This is a genomic window from Brachybacterium sp. J153, from assembly GCF_036311905.1.
Lineage (GTDB): Bacteria > Actinomycetota > Actinomycetes > Actinomycetales > Dermabacteraceae > Brachybacterium.
Map to the genome: position 1 here is coordinate 29,385 of NZ_JAZDCH010000017.1, position 16,446 is coordinate 45,830.

Consider the following 16,446-nt stretch of genomic DNA (forward strand, 5'->3'; position numbering starts at 1 on the left):
GAGAGGTCACTTGAGGGCGCCGGCGGCGAGGCCGCCGATGATGCGCTTCTGGCCGAGGAAGAAGAGGAGGAGCATCGGCAGGGACACGAACAGCGCGCCGGCCATGATCGAGCCCCAGTTGGAGTAGCCCTCCTGGGTGCGCAGGAACAGCAGGCCGATGGGCAGCGTGCGCATGTCCGCGGTGCTGGTGACGATCAGCGGCCACACGTACTCGTTCCACTTCCCGACCATCACGATGAGCGTGCAGGTGAGGATCATCGGGGCGGAGAGCGGGACGACGATCGTGAGCATGCGGCGCAGGTGGCCGGCCCCGTCGATCTCCGCTGCTTGGAGGATGTCGCGGTCGATCCCGCGCATCGACTGGTACAGCAGGAACATGGCGAAGGCGCTCGCGATGCCGGGCAGGATGAGGCCCTGGTAGGAGTTCAGCCAGCCCAGGTTCGCCACGGTGATGTAGTTGACGATCAGGGTCACGTGGCCGGGCAGCATGAGCGAGGCGATGATCAGGCCGAACAGCACCTTCTTGAACCGGAACTCGACGAACACGAAGGCGTAGGCGCTCAGGATCGCGAGGGTCACCTCGAGCGCGGTGCCGACCCCCGTGGTGATGATCGAGTTGAGGAAGAAGCGGTCGAAGGGCGCCGAGGTCCACGCCTCCACCACGTTGTCGAGCGTGAGGCGGGACGGGATCCAGCGCAGCGGCCAGGAGTAGATGTCCGGGCGCGGCTTGAACGCCGAGGAGAACAGCCAGTACAGCGGCACCAGGAACACGGCGATGGTGGCGAGCACGCCCGCCAACAGCAGGGCCGTCTGCCAGAGCGGCCGACGGGGGCCGCGTGCGCGGCGGCGGTCGCGGCTGGTGCCGGAGCCGTCGGCGCGGCCGGCGGCATCGGTGGCACGGCCGGTGGCGTCGGCGGCGAGGGCCGCCCCGGGACCGAGGAGGTCGGCGCTCATGCGGCATCTCCCTGCTTCTGGCTGTAGCGGACCTGGACCCAGGTGATCGCGAGCAGGATCACCAGCAGCACCGTCGCGGCGGCGCTCGCCCGGCCGATGTCGAAGTTCTTGAAGGCTTCCTCGTAGACCATCCAGCTCAGCGTCGTGGAGGAGATCCCCGGGCCGCCGCTGGTCATGATCGAGATGATGTCGAAGCTCTGCGCCGCCGAGATGATCCCGGTGACGGAGAGGAAGAAGGTGATCGGGCGCAGCAGCGGCAGCGTCATGTGGCGGAACAGCGACCAGCCGGCGGCGCCGTCGAGCGCCGCCGCCTCGTACACGTCCCGGGGCAGGTCGAGGATCGCGGTGTAGCAGATGACCGTGACGAAGCCGAGGCGCTGCCAGGTGTACGCGATCGTGATCGCCCACAGGGACCAGTCCGAGGTGGTGGTCCAGTCCGGCGAGGCGAGGCCCACCTGCGAGAACAGCCAGCGGGACAGGCCGTAGTTGGGATCGAACATGAACAGCCAGAGGATGCCGACGGCGGCCCCCGGGAGCATGTGCGGAGCGAAGGCCATGGTCTGCGCGAAGCCGGTCAGCGGCACCTTGGTGGCCAGCAGACTGCCCAGCGCCAGGCCGCCGGCGATCGAGCCGAGCACGCTCAGCGTCGTGAACAGCAGCGTGTTCAGCAGGATCTGCGCGAACTCGCCGTCGGTCGCGAGGTCGGCGTAGTTCTCGAGGCCCACGAACTCCGGGTTCGGGTCCACGAAATCCCAGTCCATGAAGCTCAGCCCGATGTTGTAGAGCGCCGGGTAGTAGGAGAAGACGAGGATCGCCAGCAGGTTCGGGGCGATGAGAGCGAGGAAGAGCAGCGCCGAGCGGCGGGTGCGGCGGCGACGCTGCGGGGAACGGCGGCGGGCGGCGGCTCGGGCGGTGAGGGCCTCTCGACGGTGATCGTCGGTCGGCTCCGGCGCGTCCTGCGGCCCGGTCCGTCCCCCAGCCGACACCGATCCCGGCGCGTCCTCGTCCACGAGAGGGCTTCCAGCGGCAACAGCCCTGTCCGGTGCAGGGCTGGTGCCGCGCTCGGCGGGTGTGCGCCCCTCCGCGGCGGCGCGGGATCCGACGTCCATCGACATGGCTCTCCCGGGTGGATCGGGCGGCCGCTCGGAGCGGTCCGCGGGACGTGGCCGCGAGGAGCGACCGAAGCAGGTGCGCGCATCTCCTCACCGGTGATGCGCTCGGTCACCGTAGGAGCGCTCCCACCGTCCTGGCCAGCAACGACGTCCGGGATGACGGGGGAATGAACGCGGGCTGTCCCTGCAGGTGGGAGCGCTCCCACACCGCGCGGCCGCGCCGCATCGCTCCCGATTCGACGCCGCGATCCACCCCGGCGTCGGCCGATGTTCATCCCGCTGCCGCCGAGAGTTCGCCCCCGCGGCGCGCCCGGCGGAGGTCGGCGACGACCCCCGCACCGAAGCTTCACCCGGACGTCACCCCGCTCCCCCGGTCGGCACGCCCCGGCCGGGTTACCCTGCCTCACCGGGCTCGCCGTCGTGCCCGGCCCCGCGCACCGCCCGTCGGCCCCGTCGACGCCGCCAACGCCGTCGTCACCGCCGTCGCGCCCACCCCGACCCGAGAGGCCGCCCATGACCCGCCCGCCGACGATGCTCGACGTGGCGCGCGCCGCCGGCGTCTCCCGTTCCACCGTCTCCCGGGTCTTCCAGAACGACGGCGAGCGCGTCTCCGCCGACACCCTCGTCGCGGTGCACGAGGCCGCCACCCGCCTCGGCTACGTCCACAACCTCGTCGCGAGCGGCCTCGCGCAACGTCATGGGCGGCAGCTCGGACTGCTGGTCCGCGACGCCACCAACCCCGCCTACGGGCACTTGCTCGCCGAGACGAACCGGGCGGTCGAGCGCGCCGGGCGCACCCTCATCTCCGTCACCGCCTCCCGCCACGACTACGGCACCGCCGAGGTGACGGGGCTGCGGCGCCTGCTCGGACAGCGCGTCGCCGGAGTCTTCGTCGGCACCGGGGTGACCGCCGCCGAGGACCTCGTGGAGACCGTGACCACGGTGCCGATGATGATCCTCGGCCGGCCCAACGACCATCCGCAGATCGAGTCCGTGAGCTACGACGAGCGCGCCCACGGCCGCAGGATGGCCGAGGAGGTCGCCGCCCGCGGACATCGGCGGATCATCGTGCTCTCCGCACCGCTGCTCTACTCGCGCGTCTTCGACCTGCGGATCCGCAGCCTCGTCGAACGGTGCGGGGAGCTCGGCATCGCCACTCTCCCGGTCGACCTGCTGCCGGTGGAGCAGGGTGTGGTGCGCGCTCTCGACACCGCCCGGGAGCAGGGAGCGAGCTGCATCGCCTGCCCCGTCGACTACGTCGCCCTGGACCTGCTGCGGGCCGCCGCCGAGCGCGGCGTGCGCATCCCCGAGGACGTCAGCACCCTCGGCTTCGACGGCCTCGGCGACGGCCTGGACCTCGTGGGCCTCGCGACCCTGCGCCTGCCGGTGGAAGAGGTCGTCAGCCGCGCCGTCGAGCGGATGGAAGAGCTGCTCGTGCTGGCGCAGGAAGACCGCGAGGGCCCCCTGGCCGAGGCCCCGACGCCGGCGCGGCACAGCCTGGTCGAGGGGACGTTCCTGCCCGGCCGCACCCTGGGCTCCGCTCCCGCACACCTTCGGGCCTGATCGGGACCGGGTCGCGAGCCGACCGGAGGCGCGGGTCGCCGACGGGGACTTTCCGCCGCCTCCGCGGTCGCCCGCGGCACGGGGCGCCGTGAGGTCAGGGTGCGGGCCGGGGAAGCCTGCCCGAAGTGTGTCGTCGCAGGTCAGGAAAGGCTCAGCGGGGATGACAGCCACCCGTCGACGGACTACCGTCGTCCCCATGAAGATGAGCCACGACCTCGAGAAGAAGTTCCAGGACCAGATCACGCTGGAGTTCGCCGCGTCGATCACCTACCGCCAGCTCGCCATCGAGGCCGACGAGCAGGATCTCCCCGGCATCGCCGCCTGGCTCCGCCACCAGGCCGACGAGGAGATCGTCCACGCCAACAAGTTCATCCAGCACGTCTCGGACCGCGGGAACCACGCCGCGATCGGCACCATCGCGGCGCCCGGCGTGACGCCCGGGCTGTCGGTGCTGGAGATCTTCGAGGCCGCCCTCGCGCACGAGCAGAAGGTCTCCGAGGCGATCCGCGAGTTGTACCGCAGCGCCGACAAGGAGGGCGACTACGACTCCCGTCCGCTGCTGAACTGGTTCGTCGACGAGCAGATCGAGGAGGAGGCCACCGCCTCCGAGATCATCGGACGCCTCAAGCTGATCGGCGAGGACGGCTCCGGCCTCCTCCGCCTCGACGCCGAGCTCGGCTCCCGGCCCACCGCCTCCACGGAGGCCGACGAGGACTGAGTTCCCCGGCCCGGGTCCGGTCCGGTCCGGTCCGGTCCGGTTACATCCGGTCCGGCCTGGCCCGGTCCGGTCCGGTTACATCCGGTCCGGCCTGGCCCGGTCCGGTCCGGTCCAGACTGTTCTGATTCCGATCCGGTTCCCGTCCGGGCTGGCCCGGCCCACGCGGGTCTGTCCACCAAAGGGACGTGAGCGGCACGAGGCCTGCTATATGCACGCCGCGTGCCGCTCACGTCCCTTTCATGGACACGGCCGACCCGGACCGAGGAGGAGACCCCGCTCATCGGTCCCGGTCGGACGCCGGGACCGCGGGATGCGGTGGTCGCCTCGCCGCAGCATGACCAGCAGGTCCGCGAGTGTCGCGTCCCAGGCGAGCATGACGTCCTCATAGGTCAGCCGGACGACCGTGTAGCCGAGGCGCCGAGCGGCTCGGTCCCTCCGCCTGTCGTTCGTGTACTTGGCCTGCTCCGCGTGATGAGCGACGCTGTCGCACTCGATGACGAGCCGCTCCCCCACCAGCAGATCGACCCGCCCCACCTCCGGGATCGCAACCTGGGGTCTCACCACGAACCCGCGTCGTGTGAGGGCGCGACGCACGATCGTCTCCGTGCCGGACTCCGCGACCCTGCTCAGCGGAAAGATCTCCCGTCGACGCTTTCGCGACAGCGACCGGCACACCGCAATCGCGTCATCCCCGCTGATCAGGCCTCGGTTCAGCCCGGATTCGAGGACCACGGCGGCGAGTCTCGGCTCGAGGCAGTGGACGGCGTGCTCGAGAGCGGTCAGGAGCGGGAGCACCGGGTGTTCGTCCGGCCAGGTTCGCAGGATCGGCGCATGCAGGACCACCCCCTCGCCGATCTCCCGAGCCGTGCGGCCCGTCCCAGGACCGACACGGCGGCGGGCCTCATGGACGCACCCCACCCGCGGCACCCAGAAGCCGTAGAGCTCGAGGGCATCCACACAGGTCAAGCGGTTCCCTCGGAGCAGCGCGGCTCGGACCTTCGGTGGAGTCCCCGGGGTTCCGTAGAACCCGCCGCCCAGCCGCTCCACCGCACCGCTCTCCAGCAGAGCCTCGATCGACCGCCGGCCGTGACCGCCCTCCTCGAGCTGGCGTCGGGTGCGGACATGGACCTCGGGGCGATGAGCGCTGACCATTGCCCCAGCCTGGATCGACGGCTGCCGCGACGGGAGGAGACGGGGACGGCTGTGGATGACGGGGCGCTGGGGAGGAGAGGTGCGGGACCGGCGGCTGCGGAGCTGTCCACCAAAGGGACGTGAGCGGCACGAGACCTGTTATATGCACGTCTCGTGCCGCTGACATCCCTTTCGTGGACAGGCCGCCGGAGGAACGGGGCAGGGCGGGCAGGCCGGAGGAACGGGCCAGGGCGGGCAGGCCGGAGGAACGGGGCAGGGCGGGCAGGCCGGAGGGGGCAGACCGGTCCGGACCGGGACGCGGCGGGGCTCGGCGTGGAAGACTGGCCGCAAGCCTCTCCACCTGTCACCGCAGACCGAGGAGTCACCATGGCAGCACCGCAGTTCAGCCCGTACATCAGCTTCCCCGGCACCGCGCAGGCCGCCTTCGAGCACTACCGCGAGCTGTTCGGCGGGAAGCTCGAGATCATGCTCTACGAGCAGTTCCCGGACCTCTCGGGCTTCCCCTTCACCCCGCCTCCGGGCTCGGTCGCGCACGCCCAGCTGCACGGCGGGCTGGTCACGCTCGCGGGCGGCGACGGCATCGCCCCGCCCGGAGAGGAGCTGCCGCCGCTCAGCTCCGAGGTCTACTCCTTCTTGATCGGCCTGGACGAGGTCGTGGACGCCCGGGCGCTGATCGAGCGGATCGTCGCCGCGGACGGCAGGGTGGCGATGCCCTTCGAGCTCGCCCCCTTGGGCGACCACTACGGCCAGGTCGTGGATCGCTTCGGCGTGATGTGGGCGCTGGTGGTGGAGGGACCGCGACAGGAGGGCTGAGCGGAATTCGCGGCCGCTCCCTGCCCCGGCCGACGGCCCCCAGCCGACGGCCCCACCCCGCCCCGGCCCCTGCCACGGCCGACGGCCGACGGCCGACGGCCGACGGCACCAGCCGACAGCCCCGGCCCCGGTCCCGCCCCGAAGTCGCCCTCCCTACCCTGTTGATTTTATTTTCAACCATCAGTTTGGGTGGCCCCATGCGTGCTTTCGGATTCCTCAGCTTCGGTCACTACGGCGGCAGCCCCGCCCAGGGCGGAATCACCGCCCGCCAGATGCTCCACGACGCGATCGATATCGCCGTCGGGGCCGATGAGCTGGGCGTCAACAACGCCTCCTTCCGTGTGCACCACTACGCGCGGCAGTCGGCCTCCCCCATGCCGCTTCTCTCGGCGGTCGCCGCGCGCACCCAGCGGATCGAGGTCGGCACGGGCGTCATCGACATGCGCTACGAGAACCCCCTCTACCTCGCCGAGGAGGCCGCGGCGCTCGACCTGATCGCGGACGGCCGCGTGGCGCTCGGCATCTCCCGCGGCGCCCCCGAGGCGGCCGACCGCGGCTGGGAGTCCTTCGGCTACACCGGCTCCACCGACCCGCGCGGCGCCGACATCGCCCGCTCCAAGTTCGACGTCTTCCTCAAGGCCATCCAGGGCGCGCCGATGACCCGCGCCGCCGCGCAGCCCTACATGTCCGACGCCGCCCCGCACGCCCCGCTCGCGATCGAGCCGCAGTCCCCGGACCTGATCCGCCACATCTGGTGGGGCGCCGGATCCCGGGCGACCGCCGAGTGGACCGGCGAGCTGGGCCTGAACATGATGAGCTCGACCCTGCTCACCGAAGCCACCGGCGCCGCCTTCGGCGACCTGCAGGCCGAGCAGATCGACGCCTTCCGCACCGCCTTCGCCGCCGCAGGCCACAGCCACACCCCGCGGATCTCGGTCTCCCGCAGCGTCTTCCCGATCGTGACCGATCAGGACCGTCGGCTGTTCGGCATCCGCTCCGGCCAGGACGCGGACCAGATCGGCATCATCGACGGCACCCGCTCCACCTTCGGCCGCACCTACACCGGCGAACCCGATCAGCTGATCGAGCAGCTGACGGCCGACGCCGCCGTGCAGTCCGCAGACACCCTGATGCTCACGATCCCCAGCCAGGCCGGGGTCGAGCTGAACCTGCACATCCTGCAGAGCTTCGCGGAGCACGTCGCTCCGGCGCTCGGCTGGAAGCCCAACACCGAGGGCCCCGTCGTCGGCGACCCGGTCGCGAGCTGAGGCAGGGCTCGCCGCCGGCGACCCTACGCCGTGCCGGGCCACCCTGCCCTGGGGCCGGCCCCCTCGCTGGGCCCGCCGCAGCCCGACACCCGCACGTCGGCCTTACCGCGTAGCCTGCAGGAATGCTCCGCATCGCGACCGCTAACGTCAACGGGATCCGCGCCGCCCATCGTCGGGGCCTGGGCGATTGGCTCGCCTCCCGCGGGGCCGACGTGATCGCGCTGCAGGAGGTCCGCGCGCAGGCCGCCGCGCTGCCCGAGCGGGCTTTCGGCGACTTCCACGTCGCGCTGGACACCGGCACGCTCCCGGGACGGAACGGGGTCGCGGTGCTCACCCGCCGGCCGCCTGCGGCGGTGCGCACCTGGGGCGGGGCGGCGCTGCTCGGCGCCGCCGACGGCCTCCTCGTGCCCGTCGCCGCGCCGGACCGGGTGCCGCTCGCCCGGGGCCTCGAGCGGTTCGTCGCCGAGGGCCGCTACCTCGAGGTCGATCTCGCCGACGTGCCGCTCACCATCGCCTCCCTCTACCTGCCCAAGGGTGGCCTGCCCGCGCATCTGCAGCGGCCCGAGCGGATGCGGGAGGCGCTCGACGGAGGGGCGCGCTACGCGCGGAAGATGCAGTTCCTCGACGGCTTCGCCCGGCAGCTCACCCGCACGCGCCGCGCGGCGCAGGCCGACGGGCGCGAGTACCTGCTGATGGGCGACCTGAACATCGCGCACACCCCGCAGGACCTCGCCGCGTGGCGCCGCAACCAGCAGACCGACGGGTTCCTGCCCGAGGAGCGGGAGTGGTTCGGACAGCAGCTCTCCCCGCGCACGCTCGTGGACGTCGTCCGCTCCCTGCACCCGGAGCAGGACGGCCCCTACTCGTGGTGGTCGTGGCTGGGGCGGGCCTTCGCCGAGGATCGCGGCTGGCGGATCGACTACCACCTGGCCACGCCGCGTCTCGCCCGCAGCGCGGTGCGGGCGGTCGTCGATCGCGAGGTGGCCGGCGAGCGGATCTCGGACCACTCTCCCGTGGTCGTCGACTACGCCTGGCCGTGAGTCACAGCGCCGGTGCGCGCGGGGCCGGTGCGCCGGTGCGCGCGGGGCCGACGGGAGACCGCGCGCAGGCCGCGGAGCACCCGCCCGGAGGGCCGCAGTGATGTCAGCAGACGGCCCTTACCCCCGCCCCTCCGCTCCCGTAAGGTAGGGCCTCGTGGGTGCCGGTGGGGCATCCCCTCAGCACCGCCCCGGAGGATCGCGATGCCCGCGCCGCAGACCGCCGCCCTGGCCGCGCCTGCCGCTCCCCTCCTCGCCCCCGCGGCACCCCTCCCGGCCCCCGCCGCCCCTGTGCACACCGCGTCGACCGGCACCGATGCCTCCCGCGCCCTGCTCTCGCCGACTACCTCGCCCCGCCCCCTCACCCTGTGGGGCTCCTCGTCGATGAGCTCGCAGGGCGGCGCCGAGGCGACCCCGCTCGAGATCCGCATCCACGACCATCTCTCCCTCGCCGCCGCGCCCGCCGTCGTGCACGCCTTCGGCGTCGGCGCCACCCGCTCGGCGCACACCCTGCTGATGCGCGGACTGGACACCCCGACGCTGCGGGTCACCGGTCCCGCCGACGCGACGACGGGCGCGGTCCCCGTCACCCTCGAGCCCGCCCTGAACCCGGCCGGCCCGCTGCAGATCCCGGGAACCTGCGGCGACGTCGCCGGCACGCTCGACGGATCCACCGGCACCTGGTCCTTCCGCCCCGACGATCCCGTCGCCCCGGTCGCGGACGGGGTCTTCTCCTCCTCCCTCGCGGCCATCGCCCAGGGCTCGCGGCAGATCCTGTGGATGGGGAAGAACAACATCACGGACACGGCCGGGGTCCTCCACGACACCCAGCGCATGTGGGACGCGGCCGAGCATCCGGCGCACGACACGCTCGTGCTCGGGCAGTGGCCGACGGGCCAGGATCCGACGGGCTCCGCCACCGGGACCGCTCTCGCGCTGGTCAACACCGAGCAGCAGCGTCGCTACGGGGACCACTTCCTCGACCTCGCCTCGCTGCTGACCACCGTCGAGGGGCTCGCCTGCCCGCCGCTGCAGGGTCTGCGGCTCGGGGAGCAGGCCTCCGCCCGGGACGCGCTCGCGGCGGGCGTGGTCCCCGAGGAGCTGCGGGCGCCCGACGGCATCCACCTCAACGGCTGGGGCAACCTGGCGGTGAGCTGGGCGATCGTCGATCGGCTGCGGGAGCTGGGGTGGCTGTGAGACGACCTGCCGCCCCGCGCGCCCGCCGCGGCGACGCCCTCGACCCCGCGCTCCCGCCCGTCCCCGCCGCGACCGCACCGGCTGCACAGGTACCCGAGGTGCTCCCGTCGGCAACCCCCGCGGCACCGCCGTCGGCCGCCGCCCCCGACGTCGCCCCGTCGGCCCCGGCCCCCGCAGCATCCCCGTCGTCCGCCCCCGCCGCGCGCCGCGGGCCGGGCCGCCGCACCGTGCTGCTCGCCGGAGCCGCGGCGGCCGTTGTCGCCGTGCCCGTCGGCGTCGGCACCCTGCTGAACCGGTCGGGATCCGCGCTCACCGCTTCCTCCGCCGAGGCCGGCACGGGCGCGGCCCCGACCAGCAGCCCCTTCGCCGACGTCGCCGATGACGCGGACGACCTCGCGGCGATGCTCTGGGCGCACGAGACCGGCGTCCAGACCGCGCTCGAGGGCGACGCCTACGCGCCGGACCGCACCGTCACCCGCGGCCAGCTCGCCGTGGCCCTGCACCGCTTCGGAGGCTCCCCCGAGGTGCCCGTCGCGAGCACCCCCACCCTGTTCGTCGACCTCGGGGATGATGCCGAGCAGACCGCGGCTCTGCTGTGGCTGCACGGCCGCGGAGCGCTGTGGGGCGATGCCGCGCTGCAGGTGCACCCGGACGGCGACGCGACCCTCGGCTGCGAGGCGTCGATGCTCACCGCGCTGCTGCGTCCTTCGCTCGCTGCCGTGGGTGTGACCTGGTCCCCCGTCACCGAGCTCTCCGCGAGCGAGGACGCAGCCACGGCCCCCGATCTGCTCGACCTCGGCTGGCTGGTCGCGGCCGGGATGCTGCCCGCGGGCACGACGCTCGGCACCGGCGACCGCGTGCTGACCCGCCTCGACGTCGCCCGCACCCTGCACCAGGCCGACGCCGCGATCACCGACGCCACCGCCTGAGCGCGGGAGCGGGCCCGGATCGGCCCGCGCAGCGCGCTCCTGTGTCGGCGATCACCCTAGAGTGGTCTCCATGCCCGAGACTCCTGCGCACGCCGCCTATCTCCGTCACCCCGACGTCCACGGGGACGCCATCGTCTTCACCGCCGCGAACGACGTCTGGACCGTCCCGCTCGCCGGCGGCCGCGCCTGGCGCCTCACCGACGAGGGTGCGCCCGTCGCCTACCCGCGCTTCTCCCCGGACGGCGCGCACGTCGCCTACATCTCCCGCGCCTCGGGCGGCCCGGAGGTCTGGGTCACCGCGGCCGACGGATCGACCGCGCCGCGCCGCCTGACCACCTGGGGCAAGCCGTCCACGAAGGTCGCCGGCTGGCTGCCCGACGGGCGCGTCCTCGCCGCGAGCAGCCATGAGGCTCCGCTCGCCCGCGACATGCAGCTGTGGGCCGTGGACCTCGAGGGCCGCGCCGAGCTGCTGCCGCTCGGCCGCTCGGCCGAGGCCGCGATCCACCCCGACGGCACGACCGTGGTCGCGACCCCGTGGCGCCGCGACCAGGCCTCCTGGAAGCACTACCAGGGCGGCACCGCCGTGAAGCTGTGGATCTCCCGCCAGGAGGTGCCGCTCGACGCCGAGCCCGCCGCGCACGCCGCCCGCCCCTGGGAGCCGCTGCTCGACGAGCTCCTCGCCTCGAAGCTGCGGATCGCCTGGTATGGCGACCGCCTGATCTTCGCCTCCGACACCCCCGGCGAGGGCGCGGGGCGCACCGACCGGGCCAGCGCCAACCTCTGGTCGGTCGCGCAGGACGGCTCTGATCTGCGTCGCCACACCGCGCTGACCTCGGCCGACGGTTACCTGCGGGAGCCCGCCACCGACGGCACCACGATCGTCTTCACCTCCCGCGGCCGGCTCTTCGCGATGGACTCCCTCGACGCGGAGCCGCGCGAGGTGGAGGTGCTCGCGAGTGGGGTCGGCTCCGCCCGTCGGCCGCGCCCCGCGCCGACCAGCCGGAACCTGCTGGCCCTGCGTCCCGTGCACGATGCCCGCTCGAGCGTCGTCGAATGGCGCGGCAGCGCGCACGCGCTCACCCACCGCGGCGGCCCGTCGCGTCTGCTCGCCGGGTCGTGCGGACTCCGCTACCGGGAGGTGCGGCCGCTGGGCCGCAGCCCCTTCGCGCTGATGGTCTCCGATACCGAGGCCCTCGCCGACCGCGAGAACGGAGGGGTGGGCTCGGACGTCCTCGCGCTCCGGCGCCTCGACGGCGGCGGCGAGCCGATCCGCCTCGACCTCGGCGAGGTCGGCCGCATCCTGCACGCGATCCCCTCCCCCGACGGTTCGAAGGTCGCGATCTCCACCCACGACAACGTGGTGCGCCTGGTGACCCTGCGCGGGGTCGTGGACCCGGCAAACACGGCAGCAACGGGGCACGGCAAGACCGGCACGGCCGACGGTGGCTCGACCGAAGCGGTCCCCTCCGCCCCGCGCCTCGAGCACGTGCGCGAGGTGGGCCGCTCCACCGGCGGCGAGGTGCAGCATCTGACCTGGTCCCCAGACAGCCGCTGGCTGGTGTGGGCCGAGCCGAACTCGTGGCTGCTGGGGCGCCTGATGATCTCGGACACCGCAGACCACGAGCCCACCGGCCGGGCCCTCACCTCCGGGAAGTACCAGGACTCCGAGCCGGCCTTCAGCGCCGACGGCAAGCACCTGGCCCTGCTGTCGCTGCGCACCTTCGAGACGGTGTACGACGACATGGTCTTCGACCTCGGCTTCGTCAACGCCGAGCGCCCCTTCCTGATCCCGCTCGAGTCGACCACCCCCGACCCCTTCGGCCCGCACCCGGACGGCTGGGGCGGCAGCGCCGACGAGAAGGACGGCAAGGACCCGAAGGACGGCACGGGCGCCGCGCCGGCGGTCACCTCGGCGGCCGGCGCGACGCCGACGGGGGCCGCGTCGGCCGGGACGACCGACCCCTCGCAGCGCCCCGCGACGGCGACCAGCCCCGCGGGCACCGAGGACGCCGATGCGCCGCCCGCGACCATCGTCGACCTCGAGGCGATCGAGGCACGGATCGTGCCCTTCCCGGTGCTCTCGGGCTCGTACTCGCACCTCACCGCCGTCAAGGGCGGCTTCGTCTGGCTGCACCACCCGCAGCAGGGCGTGCTCGGCTCCTCGCGGGCCGGCGTGGAGGGCGAGGACCCGGCGCCGACCCTCGAGTTCTGGTCCCTCGCGGACCGCAAGCTGACCGTGCTCGCCGACGGGGTCAGCGATCTCGCCGCCTCCGGCGACGGGGAGACGCTCGTCGTGCTGCAGGGCGAGAACCGGGTGCAGATCCCCGCGACCCGCAAGGCGGACGAGGACTCCCCCGATCGCGTCGTCATCGACCTCTCGCGCCTGCAGCTCACGGTCGACCCGGTGCTCGAGCGCCGCGGCATGCTGTGGGACAACTACCGGATCATGGCCCAGCAGTACTGGCGGGCGGACATGGACGGCCAGGACTGGCACGCCATGACCTCGTGGTACGACCCGGTGATCGAGCGGGTCGTCACCGACGACGACTTCCAGGACCTGATGTGGGAGGTCGTCGGCGAGCTCGGCACCTCGCACGCCTACGTGCAGGGCCGCGTCCACCAGGCATCCCCGCCGATGCTCCCCGCCTATCTCGGGGCGGACCTCGTGCGCCGCGACGAGGGCTGGACGATAGCCCGGATCCTGCCGGGCGACTCCTCGGATCCCGACGCCCGCTCGCCGTTGCTCGCCCCCGGCGTCGGCGCGCGCGAGGGCGATGCGATCGTGCGGATCGGCGGCCGGGAGGTGGGCGCCGAGGGCGTCGCCCCGCTGCTGATCGGCACCGCGGGGAAGGCCACCGAGTTGGTGCTGCTGCGCGACGGGGTCGAGCGGCGCGTGGCCGTCACGCCCCTCGGCGACGATTCCGAGCTGCGCTATCAGGACTGGGTCGCGTCCCGCCGCGCCCTCGTCGCCGAGCTGTCCGAGGGCCGCCTCGGCTACCTGCACATCCCGGACATGGTCTCTTCCGGCTGGGCGCAGATGCACCGCGACCTGCGCGAGGCGACCACCAAGGAGGGGCTCGTCGTCGACGTCCGCTACAACAGCGGCGGCCACACCAGCCAGCTGGTCACCGACCGGCTCGCCCGTCGGGTGCTGTCCTGGGACTACCCGCGCCACGAGTCCCCCGGCACCTACCCGCAGTTCGCGCCGCGGGGCGCGGTGGTGCTGGTGACGAACCAGGAGGCGGGGTCCGACGGCGACATCGTCAACGCCGTCGCGCAGGCGATGCGGATCGGGCCCGTGATCGGCACCCGCACCTGGGGCGGCGTGATCGGCATCGACGGCCGCTACGACCTGGTCGACGGCACCGGCGTGACCCAGCCGAAGTACGCGAGCTGGTTCGAGGGCCAGGACTGGGAGATCGAGAACTACGGCGTGGACCCCGACATCGAGGTGCCGCTGCCGCCGAACGCCTGGGCCGCCGGCGAGGACCCGCAGCTGGCCCGCGGGGTCACCGAGGCGCTCGCGCTGCTGGCCGAGACCCCCGCCAAGACCGCGCCCCCGCTGCCCGCGCCCCGCTTCGCGCAGCGCGAGGGCTGATGAGCATCCCGGCGGTCCGGGCCGGGTCAGCGGAGGCCGTGGCCGGCGAGGACCGGGTGATCGGCCACGAGGTCGAGCCGCGGATGATGCGCGGGCGAGGGCTCGGACGGCTCGACGAAGGTAGCCAGCCGGGCGGTCGGATGCGTGCCGTCGGGCTGCAGCTCCCGCACGACGAGGGCGTTGCCGCGCAGCAGCCGATCCCCCGGTCGGAGCGCGGCGTGCTCCTCGCGCGGGATGACGATCCAGGCGGCGAGCAGTCGGGTGGCGGCACCGAGGGCGATGGTGACGAGCGGGATGAGGACGAGGAGGGCGAGGCCCAGGAGTGCGGCGGTCATGACTCGATCCTTCGCGCCTCAACCCGTCAGCACAAGCGATGATTCCCAACCCTCTGTTCAGTGACGCTGAACGAAGGTAGGGTCGCCGCATGCTCGATCCCGTGAAGCTCCGCGTGCTGCGCTCCGTCGTCGAGACCGGCAGCATCCGCGCCAGTGCCGAGGCGCTCGGCTACACCCCGTCGGCCGTGAGCCAGCACCTCACCAGCCTGCGCCGCGAGACCGGGCTGGAGCTCGTGGAGCGCTCGGGCCGCGGCATCGAGGTGACCGCGCACGGGCGGCTGCTCGCCGAGCAGGCCGGGCCCGTGCTCGACGCCCTCGCCGCTCTCGACCGCGCCGTGCTGGACCTGCGCTCGGGTCGCTCCGGGTCGGTGCGCCTGGGCTATGCCGCCTCGGTCGCCTCCACCTGGATCCCCGAGCTGGCGCGGGACGTGCGCCGTCGCTTCCCGGATCTCGGCCTCGACCTGGTGCTGCGCAGCTGCTCGATCGACGACCTGCTCGAGGACGGCATGGACGTCGCCGTCGGCGAGACCAGCGACTCCCCCCGCGTCGAGGACTGGGACGCGCAGGACATCCTCGAGGAGGGGTACGTGGCGATCGTCGGCGCCGAGCATCCGCTCGCCGGGCGCACCGCGATCCAGCTCAAGGACCTCGCCCACGAGTCCTGGACGACGGACGACCCGCCCGGAGCCCCCTGGTTCGGCCGGATCCGCTCCGCCTGCCTCGCCGCGGGCTTCACGCCCTGCGTGGAGATCAACCCCCCGGACTATTCGACCGTGCTCGGCTTCGTGGCCACCGGCGACTACGTGACCGTGCAGCCCTCGGTGATCGCCCAGGACCTCCGCGCGGACCTGGTCGCGGTCCCGATCGAGGACCAGGCCCTGCGTCGGCGGATGAGCGTGCAGGTGCGTCGCACCGCCGCCCGGCACCCGGCGGTGCGCTACATCGTCGAGAGGGTGCACGCCATGGCCGAGGACCGCGCCCGGGACATCCCCGGGGTGGTGCACCTGAACGCCCCGCGCGCTGCGGCCGCCGGCTCGCGGGAGCGGGCGCGGGCGCCGGAGCAGGAGCGGGAGCGGGCGCCGGACACCCCGCCCATGGCCGCCGCACCCGTCCTCTGAGAAGATCGAGGTGGTGCGACGCGACCCGGCGCCGTGGAACCCGCAAGGAGGACGCATGACCGCGAAGGACACCCCGGACATCGACACCCGCATCTCGAACCTCCTGGTGAGGGCCGAGATCACGGAGGACAGCCTGGTGATGGAGGTCGACATCACCGGCACCGCCGCCCAGCTGTGGGAGGCGGTCACCGACCCGGAGCGCCTCGCGCAGTGGTCGCCCGTGGTCCCCGACCGGGCGCTCACCGCGATCGGCCCCGCCCTGGCGCGCGAGAACCCGGAAGACGACCCGGTCGCGGCCGACGTGCTCGCCCTCGCCGCCGACCATGCCGTCACCCATCGCTGGGGCGACGCGACGCTCGGCTGGGTGGTCGACGACGGCCAGATCGACCTGCAGGTCACCCTCGGCGACGTCCAGGAGGCCCAGTACTTCGCGGCCGGTTGGCACGTGTGCCTGGGCGTGCTCGACGCGCTGCTCAGCGGCGAGGAGCAGGAGCGGATCGTGGGTATGGACGCCCTCGAGCACGGCTGGCGGGAGCTGCAGCAGCGCTACGCCGAGGAGTTCGGTCACCCGGTCGGCCCGGCCCCCGGGGCTACCGGCGAGTAGCGGCGCTCCAGGGAGCATGTTGGCCGCACCATGCTCCCTCAGCCGCCG

At 73.3% G+C, this 16,446-nt stretch carries 14 protein-coding genes; 10 read left to right on the forward strand and 4 right to left on the reverse strand.

What is annotated here, in order from left to right; genetic code table 11:
* Positions 1–6 precede the first annotated feature (6 nt).
* Complete coding sequence (locus V1258_RS08510) at positions 7–954, reverse strand: carbohydrate ABC transporter permease (RefSeq protein ID WP_329749236.1); 948 nt, start codon at positions 952–954, stop codon at positions 7–9.
* Complete coding sequence (locus V1258_RS08515; protein WP_329749237.1) at positions 951–2,069, reverse strand: carbohydrate ABC transporter permease; 1,119 nt, start codon at positions 2,067–2,069, stop codon at positions 951–953. The genes V1258_RS08510 and V1258_RS08515 overlap by 4 nt, the downstream gene beginning before the upstream one ends.
* Before the next feature lie 510 nt (positions 2,070–2,579).
* On the opposite strand from V1258_RS08515, the gene V1258_RS08520 reads away from it, so the two are divergent.
* Both V1258_RS08520 and V1258_RS08525 read left to right on the forward strand, forming a co-directional pair.
* On the forward strand, positions 2,580–3,629 hold the full coding sequence (locus tag V1258_RS08520) for a LacI family DNA-binding transcriptional regulator (protein WP_329749238.1): 1,050 nt from the start codon (positions 2,580–2,582) through the stop codon (positions 3,627–3,629).
* 196 nt (positions 3,630–3,825) lie between these two features.
* Complete coding sequence (locus tag V1258_RS08525) at positions 3,826–4,347, forward strand: ferritin (RefSeq protein WP_329749239.1); 522 nt, start codon at positions 3,826–3,828, stop codon at positions 4,345–4,347.
* A gap of 237 nt (positions 4,348–4,584) precedes the next feature.
* Here V1258_RS08525 and V1258_RS08530 read toward each other — a convergent pair whose 3' ends face one another.
* On the reverse strand, positions 4,585–5,499 hold the full coding sequence (locus tag V1258_RS08530) for an endonuclease domain-containing protein (protein ID WP_329749240.1): 915 nt from the start codon (positions 5,497–5,499) through the stop codon (positions 4,585–4,587).
* Positions 5,500–5,865: 366 nt separating this feature from the next.
* On the opposite strand from V1258_RS08530, the gene V1258_RS08535 reads away from it, so the two are divergent.
* From V1258_RS08535 to V1258_RS08560, 6 genes are all read left to right on the forward strand, one after another.
* Positions 5,866–6,312, forward strand: a complete 447-nt coding sequence (locus V1258_RS08535; protein ID WP_329749241.1) for a VOC family protein — start codon at positions 5,866–5,868, stop codon at positions 6,310–6,312.
* Positions 6,313–6,509: 197 nt separating this feature from the next.
* Complete coding sequence (locus V1258_RS08540) at positions 6,510–7,580, forward strand: LLM class flavin-dependent oxidoreductase (protein ID WP_329749242.1); 1,071 nt, start codon at positions 6,510–6,512, stop codon at positions 7,578–7,580.
* Between the two features lie 122 nt (positions 7,581–7,702).
* On the forward strand, positions 7,703–8,620 hold the full coding sequence (locus V1258_RS08545; protein WP_329749243.1) for an exodeoxyribonuclease III: 918 nt from the start codon (positions 7,703–7,705) through the stop codon (positions 8,618–8,620).
* Positions 8,621–8,821: 201 nt separating this feature from the next.
* A complete protein-coding gene (locus V1258_RS08550; RefSeq protein ID WP_329749244.1) occupies positions 8,822–9,814 on the forward strand; it encodes a hypothetical protein in 993 nt (330 codons plus the stop codon).
* Positions 9,805–10,743 carry a hypothetical protein gene (locus V1258_RS08555; protein WP_329749245.1) on the forward strand — a complete coding sequence of 313 codons (939 nt, stop codon included), beginning with the start codon at positions 9,805–9,807 and terminating at the stop codon, positions 10,741–10,743. The genes V1258_RS08550 and V1258_RS08555 overlap by 10 nt, the downstream gene beginning before the upstream one ends.
* 70 nt (positions 10,744–10,813) lie before the next feature.
* Complete coding sequence (locus V1258_RS08560) at positions 10,814–14,341, forward strand: S41 family peptidase (protein ID WP_329749246.1); 3,528 nt, start codon at positions 10,814–10,816, stop codon at positions 14,339–14,341.
* Positions 14,342–14,367: 26 nt separating this feature from the next.
* On the opposite strand, the gene V1258_RS08565 is transcribed toward V1258_RS08560, so the two are convergent.
* A complete protein-coding gene (locus tag V1258_RS08565; RefSeq protein ID WP_329749247.1) occupies positions 14,368–14,676 on the reverse strand; it encodes a hypothetical protein in 309 nt (102 codons plus the stop codon).
* A gap of 89 nt (positions 14,677–14,765) precedes the next feature.
* On the opposite strand from V1258_RS08565, the gene V1258_RS08570 reads away from it, so the two are divergent.
* Complete coding sequence (locus tag V1258_RS08570; protein WP_329749248.1) at positions 14,766–15,794, forward strand: LysR family transcriptional regulator; 1,029 nt, start codon at positions 14,766–14,768, stop codon at positions 15,792–15,794.
* Between the two features lie 55 nt (positions 15,795–15,849).
* Positions 15,850–16,398, forward strand: coding sequence for a hypothetical protein (locus tag V1258_RS08575; protein ID WP_329749249.1), 549 nt, complete (start codon positions 15,850–15,852; stop codon positions 16,396–16,398).
* Positions 16,399–16,446 lie beyond the last annotated feature (48 nt).